The organism is Micromonospora citrea, from assembly GCF_900090315.1.
GTDB classification, from domain to species: domain Bacteria; phylum Actinomycetota; class Actinomycetes; order Mycobacteriales; family Micromonosporaceae; genus Micromonospora; species Micromonospora citrea.
The window spans coordinates 4575743-4598388 of record NZ_FMHZ01000002.1; the positions used below are offsets into that span (position 1 = coordinate 4575743).

The 22646-nt window shown below is 74.8% G+C and carries 23 protein-coding genes; 9 read left to right on the forward strand and 14 right to left on the reverse strand.

From position 1 onward, the window contains the following. Window positions 1-650: 650 nt before the first annotated feature. From GA0070606_RS21075 to GA0070606_RS21085, 4 genes are all read left to right on the forward strand, one after another. Window positions 651-2366 (forward strand): nitrite/sulfite reductase, encoded by a 1716-nt coding sequence (locus GA0070606_RS21075; protein ID WP_091103259.1) that lies wholly within the window; start codon window positions 651-653, stop codon window positions 2364-2366. Between the two features lie 55 nt (window positions 2367-2421). Next, window positions 2422-2580: an IS1 family transposase gene (locus GA0070606_RS32100; protein ID WP_141721751.1), complete on the forward strand. Its 159-nt coding sequence runs from the start codon at window positions 2422-2424 to the stop codon at window positions 2578-2580. Then, window positions 2577-3359, forward strand: a complete 783-nt coding sequence (locus GA0070606_RS21080) for a phosphoadenylyl-sulfate reductase (RefSeq protein WP_091103262.1) — start codon at window positions 2577-2579, stop codon at window positions 3357-3359. The genes GA0070606_RS32100 and GA0070606_RS21080 overlap by 4 nt, the downstream gene beginning before the upstream one ends. A 104-nt stretch (window positions 3360-3463) precedes the next feature. Further along, window positions 3464-4207 (forward strand): sirohydrochlorin chelatase, encoded by a 744-nt coding sequence (locus tag GA0070606_RS21085; RefSeq protein WP_091103265.1) that lies wholly within the window; start codon window positions 3464-3466, stop codon window positions 4205-4207. Window positions 4208-4305: 98 nt separating this feature from the next. Here the strand turns inward: GA0070606_RS21085 and GA0070606_RS21090 are convergent, their stop codons facing one another. Both GA0070606_RS21090 and GA0070606_RS21095 read right to left on the reverse strand, forming a co-directional pair. Continuing rightward, on the reverse strand, window positions 4306-4563 hold the full coding sequence (locus GA0070606_RS21090; RefSeq protein WP_007072794.1) for a WhiB family transcriptional regulator: 258 nt from the start codon (window positions 4561-4563) through the stop codon (window positions 4306-4308). A 450-nt stretch (window positions 4564-5013) separates the two neighbouring features. Next, a complete protein-coding gene (locus tag GA0070606_RS21095; RefSeq protein ID WP_091103267.1) occupies window positions 5014-5964 on the reverse strand; it encodes a diacylglycerol/lipid kinase family protein in 951 nt (316 codons plus the stop codon). Between the two features lie 43 nt (window positions 5965-6007). On the opposite strand from GA0070606_RS21095, the gene GA0070606_RS21100 reads away from it, so the two are divergent. Continuing rightward, window positions 6008-6397 (forward strand): hypothetical protein, encoded by a 390-nt coding sequence (locus tag GA0070606_RS21100; RefSeq protein WP_091103270.1) that lies wholly within the window; start codon window positions 6008-6010, stop codon window positions 6395-6397. Window positions 6398-6449: 52 nt separating this feature from the next. Here the strand turns inward: GA0070606_RS21100 and GA0070606_RS21105 are convergent, their stop codons facing one another. From GA0070606_RS21105 to sodN, 3 genes are all read right to left on the reverse strand, one after another. Next, window positions 6450-6857, reverse strand: coding sequence for an ATP-binding protein (locus GA0070606_RS21105; protein WP_091103273.1), 408 nt, complete (start codon window positions 6855-6857; stop codon window positions 6450-6452). A 24-nt stretch (window positions 6858-6881) separates the two neighbouring features. Further along, the gene (locus GA0070606_RS21110; RefSeq protein ID WP_091107974.1) at window positions 6882-7397 is read right to left on the reverse strand and encodes a GNAT family N-acetyltransferase; all 516 of its coding nucleotides are present in this window, start codon (window positions 7395-7397) and stop codon (window positions 6882-6884) included. A 62-nt stretch (window positions 7398-7459) separates the two neighbouring features. Next, the gene (gene sodN / locus GA0070606_RS21115; RefSeq protein WP_091103276.1) at window positions 7460-7864 is read right to left on the reverse strand and encodes a superoxide dismutase, Ni; all 405 of its coding nucleotides are present in this window, start codon (window positions 7862-7864) and stop codon (window positions 7460-7462) included. A 25-nt stretch (window positions 7865-7889) separates the two neighbouring features. Here sodN and GA0070606_RS21120 point away from each other — a divergent pair, with 25 nt between their 5' ends. The 3 genes from GA0070606_RS21120 (at window position 7890) to GA0070606_RS21130 (ending at window position 10668) form a co-directional block, all read left to right on the forward strand. Continuing rightward, window positions 7890-8300, forward strand: a complete 411-nt coding sequence (locus GA0070606_RS21120; RefSeq protein WP_091103278.1) for a S24 family peptidase — start codon at window positions 7890-7892, stop codon at window positions 8298-8300. Window positions 8301-8441: 141 nt separating this feature from the next. Then, the gene (locus tag GA0070606_RS21125; RefSeq protein WP_091103281.1) at window positions 8442-9617 is read left to right on the forward strand and encodes an NAD(P)-dependent malic enzyme; all 1176 of its coding nucleotides are present in this window, start codon (window positions 8442-8444) and stop codon (window positions 9615-9617) included. 88 nt (window positions 9618-9705) lie between these two features. Beyond that, on the forward strand, window positions 9706-10668 hold the full coding sequence (locus GA0070606_RS21130; protein WP_091103283.1) for a zinc-binding dehydrogenase: 963 nt from the start codon (window positions 9706-9708) through the stop codon (window positions 10666-10668). A 308-nt stretch (window positions 10669-10976) separates the two neighbouring features. Here the strand turns inward: GA0070606_RS21130 and GA0070606_RS21135 are convergent, their stop codons facing one another. The 7 genes from GA0070606_RS21135 to GA0070606_RS21165 form a co-directional block, all read right to left on the reverse strand. Continuing rightward, entirely contained in the window at window positions 10977-11948 is a 972-nt protein-coding gene (locus tag GA0070606_RS21135; RefSeq protein WP_091103286.1) for an alpha/beta hydrolase family protein, read from the reverse strand. Window positions 11949-12081: 133 nt separating this feature from the next. Next, entirely contained in the window at window positions 12082-12615 is a 534-nt protein-coding gene (locus GA0070606_RS21140) for a nucleotidyltransferase domain-containing protein (protein ID WP_091103288.1), read from the reverse strand. 22 nt (window positions 12616-12637) lie between these two features. Further along, window positions 12638-14920 (reverse strand): ABC transporter permease, encoded by a 2283-nt coding sequence (locus tag GA0070606_RS21145; protein WP_425413064.1) that lies wholly within the window; start codon window positions 14918-14920, stop codon window positions 12638-12640. Window positions 14921-14925: 5 nt separating this feature from the next. After that, window positions 14926-15633, reverse strand: coding sequence for an ABC transporter ATP-binding protein (locus GA0070606_RS21150; RefSeq protein WP_091103292.1), 708 nt, complete (start codon window positions 15631-15633; stop codon window positions 14926-14928). 73 nt (window positions 15634-15706) lie between these two features. Then, window positions 15707-16387, reverse strand: a complete 681-nt coding sequence (locus GA0070606_RS21155) for a response regulator (RefSeq protein WP_091103294.1) — start codon at window positions 16385-16387, stop codon at window positions 15707-15709. After that, window positions 16384-17676: a sensor histidine kinase gene (locus tag GA0070606_RS21160; RefSeq protein WP_218106036.1), complete on the reverse strand. Its 1293-nt coding sequence runs from the start codon at window positions 17674-17676 to the stop codon at window positions 16384-16386. Before GA0070606_RS21160 ends, GA0070606_RS21155 begins: the two co-directional genes overlap by 4 nt. A 334-nt stretch (window positions 17677-18010) precedes the next feature. Next, window positions 18011-18871 (reverse strand): alpha/beta hydrolase family protein, encoded by an 861-nt coding sequence (locus GA0070606_RS21165; RefSeq protein ID WP_425413105.1) that lies wholly within the window; start codon window positions 18869-18871, stop codon window positions 18011-18013. 189 nt (window positions 18872-19060) lie between these two features. Between GA0070606_RS21165 and GA0070606_RS32630 the strand changes: the two genes are divergently transcribed. Further along, window positions 19061-19231 carry a hypothetical protein gene (locus GA0070606_RS32630; protein ID WP_176737380.1) on the forward strand — a complete coding sequence of 57 codons (171 nt, stop codon included), beginning with the start codon at window positions 19061-19063 and terminating at the stop codon, window positions 19229-19231. 68 nt (window positions 19232-19299) lie between these two features. On the opposite strand, the gene GA0070606_RS21170 is transcribed toward GA0070606_RS32630, so the two are convergent. Both GA0070606_RS21170 and pta read right to left on the reverse strand, forming a co-directional pair. Then, window positions 19300-20454 carry an acetate/propionate family kinase gene (locus tag GA0070606_RS21170; protein ID WP_091103299.1) on the reverse strand — a complete coding sequence of 385 codons (1155 nt, stop codon included), beginning with the start codon at window positions 20452-20454 and terminating at the stop codon, window positions 19300-19302. Further along, a complete protein-coding gene (gene pta / locus GA0070606_RS21175) occupies window positions 20451-22523 on the reverse strand; it encodes a phosphate acetyltransferase (protein WP_091103302.1) in 2073 nt (690 codons plus the stop codon). The genes GA0070606_RS21170 and pta overlap by 4 nt, the downstream gene beginning before the upstream one ends. Window positions 22524-22646 lie beyond the last annotated feature (123 nt).

Consider the following 22646-nt stretch of genomic DNA (forward strand, 5'->3'; position numbering starts at 1 on the left):
CCCCGCCGGTCCTGGCGGATCGCCACCTTCCGGACAATCTGCCCACGGACCGAGCCTTCCACACCCGCGTCCACCCCGTGCCTCGCGCCGCAGATCGCGCGAGGACTCGCGCCGCAGATCGCGCGAGGACTCGCGCCGCAGATCGCGCGAGGACTCGCGCCGCAGATCGCCCCGTGCCTCGCGCCGTAGATCCCGCAAGTTCCGGGCAGTAGCGCCCTCTCGGGGCGAGGAGGCCCACTACTGCCCGGAAGTTGCCGTCCTCCAGCCGAGGGAGGGCGGGAGCGCGGAGGCCGACGACGCCGCGTCCCGGCACCGGTGCCCGGGGGTGGATCGGGCGGTGCGGCGGGCGGCCCCGGCGCGTCGCCCGTGATGTGGGATCCCGCACGCGGTCGTTGGCCGGCCCGCACCGGGTGTGGCAGCATGACGTCCATGACCGCCGCTGTCGTCCGCCGCTTCGTGGCTCGTCGCCACGTCGATTACGGCCGCGTGCGCAGCGCGATCTGTCCGGCCCACTGACGACGCCCGACCAATCTGTCTCGGGCGCGCCCCCGCGCCGGCTGTTCCGACACCGTTGTCCCCAGCCCGTTCTCCACGGGCCGGCCGCCGCGCCCGCGCACCCCGAGGCACCGCAGACAACGGAGGACGCCGCCATGGCGGTCAGCAGCATTCCGGCGCGGGCCGGGGACCCGACTGCCCCCCGACCGGCCCGGGCCCCGCGCCGCCCGCGCGGCGAGGGCCAGTGGGCGCTCGGCCACCGCGAGCCGCTCAACGCCAACGAGCGGATCAAGAAGGACGACGACCCGCTGAACGTACGGGCCCGGATCGAGAACATCTACGCCCGCCACGGGTTCGCCTCGATCGACCCGCAGGACCTGCGCGGCCGGTTCCGCTGGTGGGGGCTCTACACCCAGCGCAAGGCGGGCATCGACGGCGGGCGTACGGCCGTGCTGGAGCCGCACGAGCTGGAGGACGAGTTCTTCATGCTCCGGGTCCGGGTGGACGGGGGCGAGCTCAACCTGGCGCAACTGCGGGTGGTGGCGGACATCTCCCGCGAGTTCGCGCGGGACACCGCCGACATCACCGACCGGCAGAACATCCAGTACCACTGGATCCGGATCGAGGACGTGCCGGAGATCTGGCGCCGGCTGGAGTCCGTCGGCCTGCAGACCACCGAGGCGTGCGGCGACTGCCCCCGGGTCGTGCTGGGCAGCCCGGTCGCCGGGGTGGCCCGCGACGAGGTGGTCGACCCGACGCCGGCGCTCGACGAGATCGTCCGCCGGTACGTGGGCGACAAGGCGTACTCCAACCTGCCGCGCAAGTTCAAGACCTCCATCTCCTGGCTGGTCGACACCCCGTACGAGGCGAACGACGTCGCGTTCCTCGGCGTCGACCACCCGGACCACGGCCCCGGTTTCGACGTCTGGGTGGGCGGCGGCCTGTCCACCAACCCGATGCTGGCCCAGCGGCTCGGTGTCTGGGTGCCGCTGGCGGAGGTGCCGGACGTGTGGGCCGGCGTGGTCGGCATCTTCCGCGACTACGGCTACCGCCGGCTGCGCAACCGGGCGCGACTGAAGTTTTTGGTCGCCGACTGGGGCGTGGCGAAGTTCCGCGAGGTGCTGGAGAAGGAATACCTGGGCCGCGCCCTGCTCGACGGGCCGGCCCCGGAGCTGCCGGACAGGCCGGTGGACCACATCGGCGTGCACCCGCAGCGCGACGGGCGCAACTACGTCGGGGCCTCCCCGGTGGTCGGGCGGGTCTCCGGCGGGCAGCTGGCCCGGCTCGCCGACGTGGCCGAGGCGCACGGCAGCGACCGGGTGCGGCTCACCCCGTACCAGAAGCTGCTGGTGCTGGACGTGGCGCCGGAGCGGACCGACTCGCTGGTGCGCGAGCTGCGGGGGATCGGCCTGGAGGCGCAGCCGTCGGCCTGGCGGCGCGGCACCATGGCCTGCACCGGCATCGAGTACTGCAAGCTGGCCATCGTCGAGACGAAGGCGCGCGGCGAGGAACTGGTGGCCCGGCTGGAGGAGCGGCTGCGCGACTTCGACGCCGACATCTCGATCCACCTCAACGGCTGCCCCAACGCCTGCGCCCGCACCCAGGTCGCGGACATCGGCCTCAAGGGCCAGCTCGTGGTCGGCCCGGACGGCCGGCAGGTGGAGGGCTTCCAGGTCCACCTCGGCGGCGGGCTCGGCATGGCCGAGGGGCGGACGGCCGGGTTCGGTCGCAAGCTGCGCGGCCTGAAGACCACCGCCGAGGAGCTTCCGGAGTACGTGGAACGCCTCGCCCGGCGCTACCTGGCCGGCCGGGAGCCGGGCGAGACGTTCGCCAACTGGGTGATCAGGGTCGACGAGGAGGAACTCCGATGAGCGAACCAGTCAGCCGGCCCGGCGGCGCGGCGTCCCGGCCCGGCGAGGTGGCGCGATGAGCGAGAGCCGTTCTGTGCCGCTCTACTGCCCCTACTGCGGCGAGGAGGACCTGCGGCCGAGCGAGGCCGGCCACGGCGCCTGGGAGTGCCACGCCTGCGCCCGGGTGTTCTCGGTGAAGTTCACCGGCCTGCTCGGTCGGGCGGTGGCCCGGTGAGCGGGGGGGCCGACCGGCCGGGCCTCGTCTCCGCGGCCGGCCTGGGCCTGGTCGGCGTGGGCGGTGCCGAGCCGGCCGACCCGGCCCGGCGGGGCCCCGACGAGCTGCGCGCGCTGGCCGAGGAGGCGGGCCGGGAACTGGAGGGCGCGCCGGCGCTGGAGATCGCGCGCTGGGCGGCCGAGACCTTCGGCGACCGGTTCTGCGTCACCAGCTCGATGGCCGACGCCGTGCTGGCCCACCTGGTCAGCCGGGTGGCGCCCGGGGTCGACGTGGTCTTCCTCGACACCGGCCTGCACTTCCCCGAGACGCTGAAGGTCCGCGACGAGGTGGCCCGGACGCTGCCGGTCAACGTCCGGTCGATCCGGCCGAGGCTCACCGTGGGCCAGCAGGACGGCCAGTACGGCCCCCGGCTGTTCAACAAGTCCCCGGACGACTGCTGCCAGCTGCGCAAGGTCGAGCCGCTGGAGCGGGCGCTCGCCGGCTACGACGCCTGGGCCGCCGGGCTGCGCCGGGACGAGTCGCCGACCCGGGCGAACACGCCGGTGGTGACGTTCGACGCCCGCCGGGGCAAGGTCAAGGTCAACCCCATCGCGGCCTGGCGGCAGGCCGACGTGGACGCCTACGTCGCCCGCTGGAACGTGCCGGTCAACGAGCTGTTCAAGCAGGGCTACGGCTCGATCGGCTGCTGGCCCTGCACCCGCCGCACCAGGGCGGGGGAGGACCCGCGCGCCGGCCGCTGGGCCATGTTCGAGAAGACCGAGTGCGGCCTGCACGTCTGACCGGGCCGGTCCCGGGCACTCCCGCGTCGGGGGTGTCCGGGCCGTCGGAACCGGCGGGGCCGTCGGAACCGGCCGGCCCGTCGGGGGCGCCCGGGCCGTCGGAGATGGCCGACCCGGTGGTGCTGGTCGCGCACGGCAGCCGGGACCCGCGCGCCGCCGAGGCGACCCGTGCGCTGGCCCGGGCGGTGTCGGCCGCCCGGCCCGGCACGCCGGTGCTGGCGAGCTGGCTGGACCACACCGACCCGGGACCGGCAGCGGTGCTGCGGGACCTGGCCGCCGCCGGTCGGCAGCGGGCGGTGCTGGTGCCGCTGCTGCTCACCGCCGCGTACCACCGGCGGGTGGACATCCCGGCGGCGGTGGCGGCGGCCCGCGCGCAGGGCCCGCCGATGGCGGTTCGGGTGACCGACGTGCTCGGTCCCGTCGAAGGAGAGGTCGACGCCGGGCTGCTGGCCGGCCTGCGCCGGCGGCTGGGCGAGGCGGGGCCGGGGCGGTTCGACGGGCTGGTGCTCGCGGCGGCGGGCACCCGGGACGCCCGGGCGCGCGCATCGGTGGGGCGGGTGGCCGCCGCGCTGCGCGCCGGTCTCGGGGTGCCCACCCGGGTGTCGTACGCCTCGGCAGCCCCGCCGGCCGTCGACGCCGCGGTGGCCCGGCTGCGGTCGCGGGGCGCCCGGAGGGTGGCGGTGTCGGCGTACTTCCTGGCACCCGGCCTCTTCCACGACGGCGTGGCCGCGGCGGCGCGGGACGCCGGCGCGGTGGCGGTGTCGGCGCCGCTCACCGACGCCCCGGAGCTGGCCGACCTGGTCCTGCGCCGCGTCGACGAGGTGGCCGGGGTCACGCCCCGGCCGTGATCGGAAGGGGCGCCACGCGGGTAGGTGACCGGTGTGCGGACAGCAGTACGCCCCGGCGGGCGGACCCGGCCGGGGCGTGACGCTGTGGTGCGGGGGGATCAGGCGGAGTGAGCGCGCAGCACCCGGAGGCCACCGCGGCGCTTCACGGCGCGCCGCTCCTCCTCGCTCATCCCGCCCCAGACGCCGGCGTCCTGACCGGACTCCAGCGCCCACTGCAGGCACTGGTCGGTCACGGAGCAGCGCCGGCAGACGGCCTTGGCCTGCTCGACCTGCAGGAGAGCCGGTCCGGACGTCCCGATCGGGAAGAACAGCTCCGGGTCCTCGTCGCGGCAGACAGCATGGTGACGCCAGTCCATGGCGGCAACACTCCTCATTCTGGGTGGGTGGCAGATATTGCTTTGGTGCTTTTCCTATATGCATCCGCAGCGCCGATGGTGACGGTTCGCGTCCGCTTATTCGGCAGTGCGTGAGCAGGCTGTGTCGGCCCCGCGGACCTGCTGGAACAGCTCAACCTGACGAGCATATCCAGGCAATGTCCCGGTAACTCAAGTTCGCTTGTGAATACTTTCACGAACGCCCGGGATGTCAAGGGGTGACGCTCGGAAAAACTCCGGGCGGTGAGCAAGCCCACAACCCATTTGTCCGGATTCCAGTGCCTTCCTGGTTACCCGGTGTACCACAGTCGAGGATCAATATAGTACGGTCCGCGTGACAATGCTGACATTTCCGGCACCTGCCTCTCGGTGTGGCGGCCACCTCGTCGGTGCGCGCTCGTCGTCGCGTCGACCTAGGGCAGTACCCGAGACCTAGCAGATTACTCTCAGTGCGGCGGGAACGGATGTGAATCTGACTTTCTCCCGCTCGCCGAGGTAGTCGCCGTCGAGCTGGAACGCCTGCGGACGGGCCGAGACCAGGGTGAACTCCGCGACGTCGTGCAGCCGCAGCACCTGACGGCCGTGCGGGTCGGGCGTCCGGGAGAAGAACTGCGTCACGGTGCGTGTCGTACTGGCGACCCGGAGCTGCCGCAGCGCCAGCACGTCCAGGCCCAGGTCGAACGACGCCTCCGGGTTCGGGTTGACCTCCCGGTCGCCCAGGTAGGTCCACGGCGCGGTGTTCTGGATGATGACGGTGGCCAGCTCGCCCTCCGCCGCCTCGCCCGGCCGCTCCAGGCTGATGGCGGGATGGCGCCGGTCGGAGCCGAGGAAGTACTGGGCGACCGTGGAGCGGAAGTAGAGCGCGGGGGTGGAGACCCGGCCCCGCCGGCGTGCCTGCTCCACCCGGTGGATGACGGCCGCGTCGACGCCGAAGCCGGCGCAGAACGTGAAGTAGCGGTCGTCGGCCCGGCCGAGCCCGATCGTCCGGTACCGGCCCAGCCGCAGGCCCTCCAGGATCATGCTGGTGCCGTCCGGCCAGTCGCGGGGCAGGCCCAGCGCGCGGGCGAAGACGTTCGTCGAGCCCCCCGGTACGGTCGCCAGGGCCGGCAGCCGCTCGGCCGGCGTGGCCGCGCCCGGCACGGTCGGCGGCTGCGCCGCCATCAGGCCGTTGACCACCTCGTTGACCGTGCCGTCGCCACCGAGCGTGACGACGACCTCGACGCCCTCCTCGGCCGCCTCGCGCGCCAGGTCGGTCGCGTGCCCCCGCCGTCGGGTGTAGCGCACGGAGAGGTCGACTTCGCTGCGCAGCGCCCGGACCAGGACGTCCCGGCTGCGCTCGCTGGTGGTGGTGGCCTTCGGATTGACCACCAGGACGGCCCGCATGGGCGGCACTGTACCCCGCCGGAGCCCGGGTATCGTGGCGCGCGTGACCATCGACTCGGACCCGATTCCCGTCACCCTCCGCTGGGCGGTCCGGCTGCTGCGGGGCGAGGCGGTCGCCGTGGGGCTGGTCGCCGCGTGGCTGGTCTGGGCCGATCTCACCGCCACCACCACCGACCTGACGTCGGCGCTGCTGGTCACCGCGTTCGCGGTCGGCGCGGCGGCGGCGCTCTGGGCGCTGGGCGGCGCGCTGGCGCGCCGCCGGGCCGGCGCCCGGGCCCCGGCGATCGTGTTGCAGCTCATGCTGCTGCCGGTCGGGTGGTTCATGGTGCAGGGCGGGGTGGGCTGGTTCGGCGTACCGCTGATGGCGCTCGGCCTCGGCGTCACCGCGCTGTTGGTGAGCACCCCCACCACCCGGGCCCTCGGCTTCGAGTGACGCCCGGCGCCCGGGGCCGGCCGACGGCGCGGGAACGGCGGCCGGCGTCGGATCAGTAGCCGGAGGCGCGCCGGGTCAGCAGCGAGATGGTGGCCCGGCCGTCGGCGGCGCTCGCGGAGGCCGAGGTGGTCAGCGCGGTGAGCACCTTCCACGCGAAGGACGACTCCGCCGGCAGCGTGGCGCCCCGGACCGTCGGCACCGTCACCTCGACGGTGAGCGCGTCGTCGGTGACCGCGAACCGGCAGTCGAGCTCGGCGTCGCGGGTGGCGATGGCGAGCAGCATCGCGCACGCCTCGTCCACGGCGATGCGCAGGTCCTCGATCTCGTCGAGGGCGAACTGTAGCCGCGCCGCGAGCCCGGCGGTGGCGGTACGCAGCACCCCGAGGTAGCCCCCGTCCGCGGGCACGGTGAGGTGCACGACGTCGTCGTCGATCGTCGGCTGCCCGGTCAGTTGAGTCACCACTCATCCCCCCGGTCGGGGACTCTACCCGCTCGGCCGGACCGACGTGTGGGGGCCGCCACGTGCCTGCGCCGCCAGGTCGGCCAGCGCGTCCCCGCTGAGCCGGTACGGCACCCACTCGGAGATCTGCCGCGCCCCGATGGCGGCGTAGAAGCCGGCGGCCGGGTTCCAGTCGATCATCGACCACTCCAGCCGCCGGTAGCCCCGCTCGACGCAGATCGCGGCGAGGGTGGCCAGCAGCCGCCCCGCCCCGGTGCCCCGGGCGGCCGGCCGGACGTAGAGGTCCTCCAGGTGGATGCCGTGCACGCCGGCCCAGGTGGAGAAGTTGAGGAACCACAGCGCGAACCCCAGCGGCCGGTCGTCCGCGTCGACGGCCACGTGGCCGTACAGCGCCGGGGCCGGGTCACGGCCGCTGCCGTTCGGCGCGTCCGGCGCCGCGTCGCGGGCCGGGGCGGTCCCGAACAGGGCGGCGGTGAGCTGCTCCTCGGTGAGGTGGCACTGGTCGGGTGCGCGTTCGTACTCCGCCAGCTCGTGCACCATGGCGACGACGGCCGGCACGTCCTCGGGACGTGCCGGCCGGATCGTCGGCGGACCGGTGAGGGTCACGCCTTCTTGGTCTCCCAGAAGATCTTCGAGATCTCGTCGATCTTCTGCAGCAGCTCGTCGGCCTTGGACGGGTCGGTGCCGCCCTTCGCGCCGGCGGCGCCGGCCAGCTTGGTGGCCTCGTTGAACAGCTGGTGCAGGTGCGGGTACTTCTCGAAGTGGGCCGGCTTGAAGTAGTCGGTCCAGAGCACCCACAGGTGGTGCTTCACCAGGTCGGCGCGCTGCTCCTTGATGAGGATCGCGCGGGTGCGGAACTCGGGGTCGGTGTTGGCCTGGTACTTCTCGCAGATCGCCTTCACCGACTCGGCCTCGATCCGGGCCTGCGCCGGGTCGTAGACGCCGCACGGCAGGTCGCAGTGGGCGCTGGCGGTCACGCGGGGCGTAAGGATGCGCGGAAGTCGCATCGGGATCCTCCATGGGAAGTTTGCGATGATCCAACACGACATTACTCCTGGAGGCGCGCCGCGAGGCCGGGTGGAGGTGAAACCCGTGGAGGCCGATCACCCGGCCGGAGCACCCCGGCTGCGCTGGCCCCTGACCGCCGTGCTGGTCACCGGACCGTCCATGTCGCCGACGCTGCGGCACGGCGACGCGGTGCTGGTCCGCCCCGGCGGGCGGGCCGTCCGCCCCGGCGACGTCGTGGTCGCGGTGTTCCGCAGCCGCCCCGACCTGCTCGTGGTCAAGCGCGCGGTCCGCGCCCAGGACGGCGGCTGGTGGCTGACCGGGGACAACGACCTGGTCACCGACGACTCTCGGGCGTACGGGGTGGCGGACGTGCGGGGGCGGGTGGTGGCGCGCTACTGGCCCCGCCCGGGACGGGTCCGGCCGCGTCGGTTATGACCCTGCTCACATCGGCGTCCCGGCGGCGACACTATGCTCGGGTACGTGCCCGGGTGACCCCCGCACCGCGTGTCGCCGCCCGACGCCTCAACCCGCGCCCGCGCCGGCCGCTCCGTCTGCTCGACAGATCCTGGAGTCACCATGTCATCGTCCACCGTGGACCCCGCTGATCCCGTCTTCCGGCTGCACCGGGGCGGCAAGATGGCCGTCGCCTCGACCGTCCCGCTGACCAGCCGGGAGGACCTCTCCCTCGCGTACACCCCGGGTGTGGCCCGGGTGTGCGAGGCGATCGCCGCCGACCCGAGCCTCGCCGACGACTACACCTGGGCGTCGCACACCGTCGCGGTCGTCACCGACGGCTCGGCCGTACTCGGGCTGGGCAACATCGGCCCGCGCGCGGCGCTGCCGGTGATGGAGGGCAAGGCGGTGCTGTTCAAGCAGTTCGCCGGGGTCGACGCCGTGCCGGTCTGCCTGGACACGCAGGACGTGGACGAGATCGTCGCGGTGGTGCGGGCGCTGGCGCCGTCCTTCGGCGGGATCAACCTGGAGGACATCAGCGCCCCGCGCTGCTTCGAGGTGGAGCGCCGGCTCGACGAGGCCCTCGACATCCCCGTCTTCCACGACGACCAGCACGGCACCGCGATCGTGGTGCTCGCCGCGCTGCGCAACGCCGCCACGCTGCTCAACCGCAAGCTCGGCGACCTGCGGGTGACCGTCAGCGGAGCCGGCGCGGCCGGCGTGGCGGTGACGAAGATGCTGGTCGCGGGGGGCGTCAACCCCGACCAGGTGGTGGTCTGCGACTCCAAGGGCATCATCGGCCGACACCGGGAGGGGCTGACCGGCACCAAGGCCGAGCTGGCCGCCAGCACCAACGCCGACGGCCGCGAGGGCGACGTCACCGAGGCGCTGCGCGGCGCCGACGTGCTGATCGGCGTCTCCGGCGGGCAGATCCCGGAGCGGGCGGTGGCCGGCATGGCCTCCGGCGGCATCGTCTTCGCCCTGGCCAACCCGACGCCCGAGGTGCACCCCGAGGTCGCCGCCCGGCACGTGGCGGTCGTCGCCACCGGCCGCAGCGACTACCCCAACCAGATCAACAACGTGCTGGCGTTCCCGGGCGTGTTCCGGGGCGCGCTGGACGCCCGGGCCACCCGGATCACCGACGGGATGAAGGTGGCCGCCGCCGACGCCATCGCCGGCGTGGTGGCCGAGTCGCTCACCGCCGAGGCGATCGTGCCGTCCCCGCTCGACCCCCGGGTCGCCCCCGCGGTGGCCGAGGCGGTCGCCGAGGCCGCCCGACGCGACGGCGTCACCCGCTGAGCCGGGAGGGGCCCTTCCTGTCACCCGGGTGACAGGAAGGGCCCTTCCCGCGCCGGGGCACTTCTTAACGACCGCTCAGCTTGTTACCGTGCCGATCATGCGTGCCGCCTTCGCCACCCGATTCGACGACGCCAACCCGCTCGCCGCGCTCACCGTCGGCGAGCGGCCCGAGCCGACCCACCCCGCCGACGACTGGGTGACCGTGCAGGTGCGGGCCAGCTCCCTCAACCACCACGACCTCTGGTCGCTGCGCGGGGTCGGGCTGCGCGCGGAGCAGCTGCCGATGATCCTCGGCTGCGACGCCGTCGCGGTCGACCCGGACGGCAACGAGGTCGTCGTCTATCCCGTGGTCGCCACCCCGGGCGACCCGCGCGGCGTCTCCATCCTCTCCGAGCACTTCCCCGGCACGCTGGCCGAGCGGGTCGCCGTACCCCGGTCGAACCTGCTGGCCCTGCCGGCGGGCCTGACGGCCACGGACGCGGCGTGCCTGCCGACCGCCTGGTTGACCGCGTGGCGGATGTTGACCACCAAGGGCCGGGTCGACGAGGCCGACGCCGTGCTGGTGCAGGGCGCCGGCGGGGGCGTGGCCACCGCGGCCGTCGCGCTCGCCGCCGCGATGGGCAAGCGGGTGTACGCGACCAGCCGCGACGCCGCCAAACGGGAGCGGATCGCCGAGCTGGGCGCCACCGCCGTCGAGCCCGGCGCCCGGCTGCCGGAACGCGTCGACGTCGTCATCGAGACGGTCGGGGCGGCGACCTTCGACCACTCGCTGAAGTCCGCCGCGCCGATGGCCCGGATCGTGGTGTCCGGGGCCACCGCCGGGCACGAGCCGAAGGTGAACCTGCGCCGGGTCTTCGCCATGCAGCTGGAGATCCTGGGCACCTCGATGGGCACCCCCGACGAACTGGCCGCCCTGCTCGCGTTCTGCGCCGAGCGGAGCGTGCGTCCGGTGGTGGACACCGTGGTCCCGTTCAGCAGGGTCGCCGACGCCTTCGCCCGCCTGCACTCCGGCGACGTCTTCGGCAAGGTCGTCGTCGACCACACCGCCTGACGCCGCCTTCCGCACCGCGCGCCGCCCGCGTCGCGTCGCGTCGCGTCGCGTCGCGTCGCGTCGCGTCGCGCCTCGCGTCGCACTCCGCACGCGTCGCGCTTGGGGCGGGGCGGGATCGCGCTCTTTCGCGGAAAGAGTGGCCTCCCCGCGTCGGGAGGCCACTATTTCCGGGTAGTTGTGGGGTCGTTGCGGGCAGCGGCATCACCGGGTCACCGATGCCCGAGAGGGCCGACCTGGTGCTGCGCCGCGTCGACGCCGCCGACCGGGTGGCCGGGGCCGGCGGCTCCGGGGAAGGGCGAGGGCGCCGGTCAGAGGCGGTTGTCGAGGGTGGCGATGTCGTCGCGGGCGGCGTCGGTGGGAATGCGGCCCTTGGCGGCCTCGTCGCCGTAGAGGGACCAGCGCAGGAACTCGACGGTGGTGTCCGAGACCACCCGCAGCGCGGTGCCGTCGCTGAGCAGGGCCCGGCCGTGGTCGCCCTTCGGCAGGCTCAGCATGGCCTTCGGCCAGGGCACCTTGTCGTAGGCGGCCCGCCCGGCGGCGTACTCGACCACCTCGTCGGCCTCGCCGTGCACGAAGAGCTGCGGGGCGGCGGCGCCCGCGAAGGCGGTGCCGACGCCGAGCGCGGTGCCGGCGAAGACCACGCCCGCGTCCAGCCGCTCGTCCCGGCCGGCCGTGAAGAGGCCGATCGTGGTCACCCCACCCGCCGAGTGCCCGGCCGCCGCCACCCGGTCGGTGGCCAGCCGGCCGCGCAGCGGGTCGCCGGCCTCGGCGTCGAGGGCGAGCACCCGGGTCAGCGCGTACGACACGTCGGCGGGCTGGTTGAGCACGTCCAGCACGTTGCCGTCGCCGCCCCGGGCCGTGTGCGGGAAGGTCGGCGCGGCCACCACGAACCCGGCCGCCGTCCAGCGGGTGAGCAGCGTCTCGTAGTCGGCCGGTCGTCCGTTCAGCCCGTGGCTGAACATCACGACGGGAAACCTGCCCTCGGCCGCCGCCGCCGACCGCTGCGGCTGCCCGCCGGCTTTCCCGGCCGCCGGGTACCACACGGTCACCGGCAGCGGCCGGTCCCCGTCGCGGTTCAGCTTCAGCTGCCGTACGCCGACGGCGAAGGCCTTGTCGGGCGCGGTGCCGGCGGGTACCCGCGGGGTGGGGACGGCTGCCTGCGGGGGAGCGGTCGGCTGCGGCGCCGCCTGCGGGGCCGGCCCGGCGTCGCGGGAGCAGCCGACCAGGCCGGCGGCGAGCAGAGCGGTGGCGAGCAGGGCGGGGGTGACACGACGCGGCATGGAACCGATTGTGCCTCGCGGCGTGCCGCCACCCTCCGCTGATCGACCGGTGTGCTCGCCGTCCCCGGCCCCCATGATCGGTTGACGCCGACCCGGGCGGACGCGCTCCCAGGCCCGGCGGAGCGTCAACCGGTCATGAACGCCCCTCCGGGACCCCGGCGGCGCGGAGGCGGGCCAGGTCGGCGGCGTCCTTCGCCCGCCGGGGTCGGTCCGGCATCCAGACGGGGAACATCTCCTTGAACTCGACCTGAGCGGCGACCGAGATCATCGGGACGGTCAGCGGGCCGATCCGACCGGGCGGGCCGGCCAGCATCCGGTCGGGCAGCGCCGTGCCCGCCCACGGTCCGGCGCCCACCACGACCCGCCCGGCCGCGTCCCGCGCCAGGTACGCGACGCTCACCTCGACGTCGTCGCGGAGCAGGTCGAGTTGCAGGTCGACGGGCATCGCCGGGTCGGGACGCCAACCGCGGGCGTGGAGCAGCCCGGCCAGCCGCCGCGCGTCGGCGGCCCAGCAGTACCAGTCGACGTCGACGTGCGGCCGGGTCACCTCGCCGAGGTGGAAGTCCATCGCCCAGCCGCCCCGCAGCCACACCTCGACGCCCGCCGCCGACGCCGCCTCGGCCAGCTCGGCGATGCTGCCCAGTTGCCGCCTCGCCAGATCGTCCATCCCGCCAACGTAACGGCGCCGCCTACTCGTTGTGCAGCACCGTGGCGATGGTGAGCCGGGCGGCCGACCGCGCCGGCACGAACGCGCCGAGCACGGCGATCGCGACGCCCGCCAGACCCAGTCCGACCAGCTGGGGCGCGTGCCAGACGTCCTTCATCGACTCGGGGAACGAGACGATGCCGACGTTGTCGACGAGCAGCCGGTGCGCGGCGATGCCGAGGGGGATCCCGAGCAGCCCGGCGATCACGCCCAGCGCCGTCACGGACGTCAGGGTCATGGCCACGACCTGGCGCGGGGTCATCCCGATGGACTTCAGCACGCCGAGGTCCCGACGCCGTTCCCGGGTGGTGAGCAGCACGGTGTTGAACACGCCGAGCGCGGCCACGCTGCTCAGCAGCACGGTGAACACGGTGGCGAAGCCGACCACGGTGGTGGTGACGGCGTCGCCGGAGCCGAACACCGACGGGTGCAGACCGGGATCGGCCGCGCTGACCGCTTCGGCGTAGGCGTGGGCGTCGACGCCGGGTGCGAGCGTGACGGTGTACTCGACGGCCGGGGTGCCCGGGGCGAGGTCGGCCAGGCTCTCCCAGGTGGCTTCCACCGCGCGCGGGTTGCCCGCCACGAGTTCGCCGACGATCGTCGCGGAGGTCAGCCGGCCGTCGACGGTGAGGGTGATCCGGTCACCGAGCGCGAGCCCGCGCTGGACGAGGAACGCCGGCCCGGCGGCGACCTGGCCGGGCCCGTCGGGCCAGTGTCCGGCGACGACCCGGGAGGCGGCGGTCTGCGGTCGCCCCCGGTAGACGTCGACGAAGACGGGCTGCGGGTAGCCGACGATTCCGGCCCGGACGAAGGTGCGGGCGGTCACCTCGCGCGCGCCGGGCAGCGCGCGCAGCAGCGCCTCGATCTGGGCGTCCCCGAGTTCGGTCGGTGTCCCGCGGTTGTCGGGGTTGCCGGCCTGCACACCGACGCGGGCGCCGTCCCCGGCGTCGCCGTAGGCGATCATGGTGGCGCTCAGCCCGGTGGCCAGCGTGACGGTGGCCACCCCGAGCAGGATCGTCGCCATGGTCATCGCGGTGCGGCCGGGGCGCGCGAACGGCTGGCCCAGGCCGAGGCAGACCGGGCGGGGCAGCCGGGTGCCGCTGAGCCAGCGCTGGGTCCGCAGGCCGCGCGCGGTGCGCGGCGCGCTGCCGGCGCTGATCGCCCGCGCCGCGGGGAGTCGGCGGGCGCGCAGCGCGGGGATCAGCGCGGCGGCCGCGACGAGGGCGGGCATGCCCACCAGGGACACGACCGGCACCCAGGAGCCGACGGCGATGGTGGCGGTGCCGGTCTCGATGCCGGAGAACGCGACCGCCAGGATCGGCCGGGCCGCCAGGCTGCCGAGCAGCGTGCCGAGCAGGCAGCCGACGAGGGCGGGTACGGAGACCATCGCGAGGTAGACGGCGGTCACCTGGTCGGGGGTGAAGCCGAGGGCCTTGAGCACGCCGATGTGCCGGTACCCGGAGACGACCGCGCCGCTGACCACGTTGCCGACGATCAGGACGGACACCAGCAGACCCAGTACGCCGAACACGGTCATGAACGGCAGGAAGGCGTCGGCCTGCGCCGAGAACGCCCGCTTGAGGTCGAGGTGCGACTGCGCGGTCGCCAGGGCGTCGTCGGGCAGCCCGGCGGTGACCGCGGCCAGGCCGGTGCCCGCCTCGCGGTCTGTCGTGGCCGCGTGGAAGCGGTACAGCATCTGCCAGGCGGTCGGCCGTAACGCGGCGACCTGCTCCGGCGTCACCCACCCGCCGGCCGACCTGCTCATGCTGCTGGCGAAGCCGACCACGGTCAGCGGCGGGCCGCCGCCGACGTCCAGCCGGGTGCCCAGCGCGTCGGGGTGCCCGCCGTGCGGCATGTCGATGACGATCTCGCCGGGCGCGCTGGCCCACCGTCCGGCCAGGATCTCGATGTTGTCGACCGGGCCGGCGGAGTCGGCGCGACCCACCACGGTCAGCGGCCCGGCCGAGCGGCCGAGCCAGTCCTCGCGGACGTGCACGACGGTCTGGCCGAACGGTCCGGCGGCGGCCCGGACCTCCGGCTGCCGGGCGGTCCGGGCCAACCGTGGCCCGGTCACCTTCGCGGCGTCGAAGGAGGCGACCAGATGCGCGCCCCGCTGCCGGGCGAAGGACTTGTCGAACGGCGACGAGGCGGCGTCGAGCAACCCCAGGGTGATGACGGTCGCGGTGGTGGCGGCCAGGACGACGAGGCCGATGACGAAGGTCTGGAGCCGGCGGCGCCTGACGGCGGCGCGGGAGGATCGCCACACGGCCCTCATACGGCGGCCGCCAGGGCGCGTTCGCGGACCACGCGGCCGTCCGCCATCTCCACCAGCCGACTGGCGCACCGCTGGGCCAGGCGCGGGTCGTGGGTGACGATCAGCAGGGTCTGGCCGGCACGGTGCAGGTCGGTCAGCAGCTCCATCACCTGCTCGCCGGCGCGGCTGTCCAGCGCGCCGGTCGGCTCGTCGGCCAGCAGCAGGGCCGGGCGGTTCACCAGCGCCCGCGCCACGGCGACCCGCTGCCGTTGCCCGCCGCTGAGCGTGGCCGGGTATGCGTCGGCCCGGTCGGCGACGCCGAGCCGGTCGAGCATCTCCAGCGCCCGCGCGCGGGCCTGCCGGGCGGGGACGCCGGTCAGTTGCGCGGCGAGGGCCACGTTGTCCACCGCCGGCAGGTCGTCGAGCAGGTTGAAGAACTGGAAGACGATGCCGACGCGCCGCCGGCGGTACCGGGCCAGCCCGGTCTCGTTCAGCGCCGTCAGGTCCTCGCCGCCGACGGTGACGGTGCCGGCCGTCGGCCGGTCCAGGCCGGCGACCATGTTGAGCAGGGTCGACTTGCCGCAGCCGGACGGCCCCATCACCGCGACGGCCTCACCGGCGGTCACCCGCAGCGACACGCCGTCGAGCGCGGTGGCGCCGTCGTACTCCTTGCGCACGTCGTCGAGTCGTACGACGACGTGGCCCGGGTTGTCTCTCTCGGTCATGCCACGACGCTATGGAGACCGGTGGCGCGCGGCGTCCGGCTGCGGAGCCAACTCCGCGCGTACCTCTCGGGAGCTAGCCGGGTCGGCCGCCGGCCGGGCGCACCACACCCGTCTCGTACGCGAAGACGGCCGCCTGGGTGCGGTCGCGCAGGCCGAGCTTGGTCAGGATGCGGCTCACGTGGGTCTTCACGGTCTGCTCGGCCACCACCAGGTGCTCGGCGATCTCCGCGTTCGACAGGCCCTGCGCGACGAGGGCGAGCACCTCGGTCTCGCGTCCGGTCAACTCGCCGACCCGCTTCCGCAGCGGGGCACGTGGGGTGGCGGAGAGCCGGGAGAACTCAGTGATCAGTCGCCTGGTGACCGTCGGCGCGAGCAGCGCCTCGCCGGCCGCGACGACCCGTACGGCGTGCGCGAGGTCGGCGGCGGAGGCGTCCTTGAGCAGGAAGCCGGAGGCGCCCGCGCGCAGCGCCTCGTAGACGTACTCGTCCAGGTCGAAGGTGGTCAGCATCAGCACCCTGACGGCGGAGTCGGCGGCCTCCGTGAGGCGTCGGGTGGCCTCGATGCCGTCGACGACGGGCATGCGGACGTCCATGAGGACCACGTCCGGCGCCAGCTCGGCGACCTGGGCCACGGCGTCCCGGCCGTCGACCGCCTGGCCGACCACCTCGATGTCGGGTTCGGCGTTCAGCAGCACCGTGAAGCCCTGCCGCACCATGACCTGGTCGTCGGCGATCAGGACGCGGATCGTCGTCATGCGGCTTCCTCGGCGGTTGGTGCGCAGGTGGGTGCGGGCAGGTCGGCGGTCACCTCGTATCCCCCGTCGGGGGTCGGTCCGGCGGTCAGCGTCCCGCCGAGCATGGCGGCCCGTTCCCGCATGCCGAGCAGGCCGTGGCCCTCGTGCGCGGACGGCGGGGCGGGTCGCGTCGGCGGGGTGTTGCCGACCTGGACGACCAGGCTCGTCGGATGGTAGGCCAGCTCGACCCGGACGGTGGCGCCGGGCGCGTGCCGGATCGCGTTGCTGAGCGCCTCCTGCACGATGCGGTAGGCGGACAGCTCGACACCGGGGGGCAGCGGGCGTGGCCGGCCGGTGGTCCGCGTGGTGACGTCGAGCCCGGCGTCGCGTACGTTGCCGACGAGTTCGGGCAACCGCGCCAGGGTGGGCTGCGGCGCGTGGCCGGCGTCGGCCGGACGCTCCACGCGCAGCACCCCCAGCACCCGGCGCAGTTCGGTCAGCGCCTCCAGCGCGTTGCCGCGGATGCCGGCGAGGTTCTGCCGCAGCTCCTCGGGCGGGTCGGTGACCAGGTGCGGGGCCACCTGCGCCTGGATGGAGATGACCGACAGGTGGTGGGCCACCACGTCGTGCAGCTCGCGGGCGATCCGGGCGCGTTCCTCCAGCAGGGTGCGCCGGGCCCGCTCCTCGGCCGACACCAGCTCCTGGGCCACCAGCCGGGTACGGGCCACCCGTCGGGCGCGCACCATCCCGCCCAGGCACGCCGCCAACCCGCAGATCGCGACGACCTGGCCGACGTCGGTGTGGAGCGGGCGGAAGGGCCAGCCGGCGTCGGGACTGTGGTTGTGGACGTGGAACCCGACGCTGGCCAGGCCGGCGAGGACGCTGACCCCCAGCGCCGTGAACACCGCCAGGGGCCGGGTCCGCAGCGCGAGCAGGAAGAGCACCCCGGCGAGGGCGGCGATCGTGGCGCGACTCCACGGGGACGGGGCGTCGACGGCGAGGGGACCGACGACCGCGGTCACGGTGACCGCCCACCAGGCCGGCACCGGTCGGAACATCGCCAGCACGACCGCCGCCGCCTGCACCCCGGTGAGCACGACCGTGGGCCGGCCGATGCCGTGGAACGCCACGAACAGCAGTGCCGCGTAGACCACCACCAGCACGTGCGGCAGCCCGGCCGCCCAGCGCGGCCACGGCAGAGGCGGCAGCGGGTCGGCGGCCACCGTCCACAGCTCACGCGGGGCCGGCGGCAGCCACCGTGCCCGGGATCCCCGACGCCGTCCGGCATCCGGGTCGTCGCTCATGTTCATCGCGTCCGTCCTCGCCGTCGCCGGTCAGAGACGACCCGGGTGCCAGCCCCGGCCCGTCCGCCCCTCCGCGGACCCGGTGCGTGGACCCGGCCGCCGCGCTGTCGGCCCCGTCTCCGGGCACGAGGCTACGGGCGACGCGGGATGGTCCGCGTCCCGCCCCGGAGCGCGATTCGCGCGTAGCTCTCCGGGACTACGCGGGCGCGCCCATCGCCCCCGCGCTGTCCCTTCCGGCGGTCCCGCCCGGCGTAGTCGCGCACGACCGCGCTGACGGCCCCACCCGTCCCGCGCCCCGTCGGACCGCCTGGCGCCGCGGTCGGCCGCCCCCGTTTCCGGTTCAGCGGGCGGGGCGGGTCTCGTAGACCGTCACGCCGGGGGAGCGGGCGTCGCCGGGCAGGCGGCGGCCGGCGGCCGGGTCGCCGTAGAGGGTCCAGCGGAGGAAGTCGGTGGTGGTGGCCAGGACCTGGTCGAAGCCGGGCCGCCCGGGGGTCAGGTACTCGCCGTGGCCCTGCCCGAGCAGGCTCAGGAAGGCGGCCGGCCCGCCCGTGCGGCGGTACGCGGCCCGCCCGACCGACGCCGGCACGATCGGGTCGGCCGTTCCGTGCACGAACAGCAGGGGCGCCGCCGGCCCGGCGAAGCTGCCGGCCATCCCGCCACCGGCGATCACGATGCCGGCCCGCAGCCGCCCCGACCGGCCCGAGGTGAACATGCCCGCCGTGGTGAAGCCCCCCGCCGAGTGCCCGGCGGCGGCGAACCGGGTGACGTCGAGGTGCCCGGCGAGCGGGTCGCCGCCCCGGGCGTCGAGCCGCACCAGGTGCCGGATCAGCCGCCAGCCGTCGGCGGGCTGGCGGCGTACGTCGGCGCGGCTGAACCGGTGTGTGCCGCGCCGGGTGTGCGGGTAGGCCGGGGCGGCGACCACGAACCCGGCGGCGGCCCATCGGGTGGTCAGCCCCGCGTGCAGCTCGGGCAGGCTGTCCAGCCCGTGGCTGTAGACCACCACCGGGAACCGCCCCGCCGCCACCCCGTCGTCGTCCGCCGGGTACCAGACGGTCACCGGCAACGGCCGCGCGGAGGCGGGGTCGACGGTGAACGTGCGCACCCCGACGTCGTACGCCACCGCGGGGGCCGGGCGGGCCGGCGGCGCGCCGGCTCCGGGCGCGGCGGTGGCCTGGGCGCAGCCCGCCAGCAGCGCCGTCATCAGCACGGCGACCAGCCGCTTGACCCCCACCGTTCCACGGTAGGTGCCCGGCTGCCCGGATCGTCCCCGCCGTCCGGTCCGGACCGCCCCGCCACCCGGGCCGGATCGGGTCGACCGGCCGGCCGGACCTGCCGCCCGCGAGCGCGTGGGGGACGGCGGCGGGGGAGCGGTTTGGCTAGGGTCACCGGCATGCCTGAGAACCACACCGACCCCAGCGGCAACACTGCGGCGTTCCGCGCCTTCGCCGAGACCGCCGAGCCCGAGGCGCCCGCCGGCGCGTCCCGCACGCCGCTGCTCGTCGGCGCGGCGGTCGTCGCGGTCGTGCTGGTCGCCCTGCTCGCCTGGCTCGCCCTGGGCTGAGCCCCGCCGTCGCCGCCGGCCGCGACGCCCGCGTCGTCTGCCGCCGCTCCCGACGCCGGCGGATCGGTTCAGCCGGCGGCCTCGACCACCGCGCGGGTCTGGAGGGCGATCTCGCGTTCCTCGTCGGTGCCGACGACGCAGACCGTCACCTCGGCCCCGTCTGGCGAGATGACCCGGTCGCCGCTGCCGGCGTTGCGCTCCGGGTCGACCGCGACACCGAGCCGCTCCAGGCCGGCGAGCGCGGCGGCGCGGACCGGGGCGGCGTGCTCGCCGACGCCGGCCGTGAAGGTGATCGCGTCCACCCGCCCGAGCAGCGCGTAGTACGCCCCGACGTAGCCGGTGATCCGCCGGCAGTAGACGTCGAAGGCGAGCCCCGCCGCCGGGTCGCCGGCCGCCCGGCGGGCCAGCACCTCGCGCATGTCGTTGGCGCCGGTCAGCCCGAGCAGGCCGCTGCGGTGGTTGAGCAGGTCGTCGATCTCGTCGACGGAGAGCCCGCCCTCCCGGCGCAGGTGGAAGATGACGGTCGGGTCGAGGTCGCCGCTGCGGGTGCCCATGACCAGGCCCTCCAGCGGGGACATCCCCATCGAGGTGGCCACGCTCCGGCCGCCGGCCACCGCGCAGGCGCTGGCCCCGTTACCCAGGTGCAGGGTGATCGTGTTGACCTCCGCGTACGGGCGGCCGAGCAGTTCGGCGGTGCGCCGGGACACGTACGCGTGCGAGGTGCCGTGGAAGCCGTACCGTCGGATGCCGTACCGCTCGGCGGTGGCCCGCTCGACCGCGTAGGTCGCGGCGGCCTCGGGCAGCGTGGTGTGGAACGCGGTGTCGAAGACGGCGACCTGCGGCACGTCCGGCAGCGCGGCCAGGGCGACCTCGATGCCGGTCAGGTTCGCGGGGTTGTGCAGCGGCGCGAGCGGGATGAGGTCGCGGATCGCGGCCAGCACCGCGTCGTCGACCAGGACGGGCTCGCCGAAGCGCTTCCCCCCGTGCACGACCCGGTGCCCGACGGCGGTCAGCCCGGCCAGGTCGAGCCCGGCGAGGATCTGCCGGACGGCGGCGTCGTGGTGGGCCGGGCCGCCACCGGGCTCGCCGACCCGCTCCACGGTGCCCTTGCCGAGCACCCTGTCGCCGTCGAAGAGCCGGTACTTGACCGACGACGACCCGCAGTTGAGCACGAGCACCCGGCCCGTGTCCTCGGCGGCGGCCCCGCCGACCGGTACGTTCATGACGACTCCTCGCTGGCCGCGGCCTGGATGGCGGTGATCGCCACGGTGTTCACGATGTCCGGCACGGTGGCTCCCCGCGACAGGTCGTTGACCGGCCGCCGCAGGCCCTGCATCACGGGCCCGACGGCCACCGCTCCGGCGGAGCGCTGCACCGCCTTGTACGTGTTGTTGCCGGTGTTGAGGTCCGGGAAGATGAAGACCGTGGCCCGGCCGGCGACCTCGCTGCCGGGCAGTTTCGTCGCCGCCACCGCCGGGTCGATCGCCGCGTCGTACTGGATCGGCCCCTCGACGAGCAGGTCGGGGCGGCGCTCCCGGACGAGCTTGGTGGCCGCCGCGACCTTCTCCACGTCGGCGCCCGCCCCGGAGCTGCCGGTGGAGTAGGAGAGCATCGCGACCCGTGGCTCGATGCCGAACCGGGCGGCGGTGTCGGCCGAGGAGATGGCGATGTCGGCGAGCTGGGCGGCGTCCGGGTCGGGGTTGACCGCGCAGTCGCCGTAGACCAGCACCCGGTCGGCGAGCAGCATGAAGAAGACGCTGGAGGCGACCGAGACGCCCGGCACGTTGCGGATGATCTCGAACGCGGGACGGATGGTGGCGGCGGTGGTGTGGGTCGCGCCGGAGACCATCCCGTCGGCGTGCCCGGTCTGCACCATCAGGGTGCCGAAGTAGTTGGGCTGGGCGACGATGTCGTGCGCCAGCTCGACCGTGATCCCCCGGTGGGCGCGCAGCCGCGCGTACGTGGTGGCGAACTCGTCGCGCCACTCGCTGGTGACCGGGTCGACGATCTGCGCGCCGGCGATGTCGATGCCCAGCTCGCGGGTCCGCCGCGCGATGTCGTCGGGGCGCCCGAGCAGGGTGATGTCGGCGACGCCCCGGCGCAGGAGGATCTCGGTCGCCCGCAGGATCCGTTCCTCCGCCCCCTCGGGCAGCACGAGGTGGCGGCGGCGCGTCCGGGCCCGGTCGATCAGGTCGTACTCGAACATCAGCGGGGTCACCCGCTCGGACCGGCTGACCCGCAGCCGGCGGGCGAGGTCGTCGGTGTCCACGCAGCGTTCGAACGCGCCGAGGGCGGCCTCGACCTTGCGCGGGTTGTCGGCGCTGGGGCGGCCCTCGATCCGGCTGGACGCGGCCACCGTGTCGTAGCTGTCGCTGGTCACCGAGAGCACCGCGAGGCCGGGCTTCAGCCCCTCCACCAGCCGCATCGCCCGTGGATCCGGCTGCTCGCCGAGGGTGAGCACCAGCCCGGCGACCGACACCTGGCCGGCCACGTGCGCGGCGCTCGTGGCCACCAGCAGGTCGTCCCGGTCGCCGGGCATGATCACCAGGGCGCCGTCGGTGAGGTGGTCCAGCAGGGTCGGCACGTGCGCCGCCCCGACCACGTAGTCGAGCACGTCGCGGGTGAGCGCGTCGTCGTCCCCGGCGAGCAGGGTGGCGCCGAGCGCCGCCGCCACCTCGGCCACCGTCGGCGCCGACACGGTCGGCACCTCGGGGATGGCGTACGTGGGCACGGGCAGTTCGGGCAGCGTCATCTGGCCGGGCACCCGGTTGGCGATCACCGCCAGCACCGTCGCCCCGAGGTCCTCCAGATCGTGGTACGCCCCGCGCGCCGCCGCCGCGATGGCCGCCGGCTCCTGCCCGAAACCGTCGATCACGGGCACCACGACGCTGCCGAACTCGGTCGCCAGCCGGGCGTTGAAGGCCAGCTCGCGGGGCCCGGCCCCGTCGCCGCCGTCGGCGAAGTCGCTGCCCACCACGACCACGGCGGGGCAGCGCCGCTCGACCTCCCGGTAGCGCTCGACGATGCCGCTGACGAGTTCCTCGCGCCGTCCGTCGGCCACCAGCGCGGTCGCCTCGGCGTACGTGGTGCCGCTCAGGTCGGCCAACGGCAGCTCGATCCGGTAGCGGTCGCTGAGCAGGGCGAGGATCGGGTCGGGGCCGTGCCCGCGCACGAGCGGCCGGAACGCGCCGATCCGCTCGACCTGCCGGGACAACAACTCCGCGAGCCCGAGGGCGACGGTCGACTTCCCGCCGCCGGACCCCACACTGGTCAGGTACACACTCCGCGCCACGCACCCACCCTAGGAGATCTTCGGATCCCCGGCTCGGGTCCTTCGCCCTCTCTCGTTGATCATGAAGTTGTTGCGGCGACACGTCGGGCGGACGGCAACTTCACGGGCGTCAGCGGGCGGACG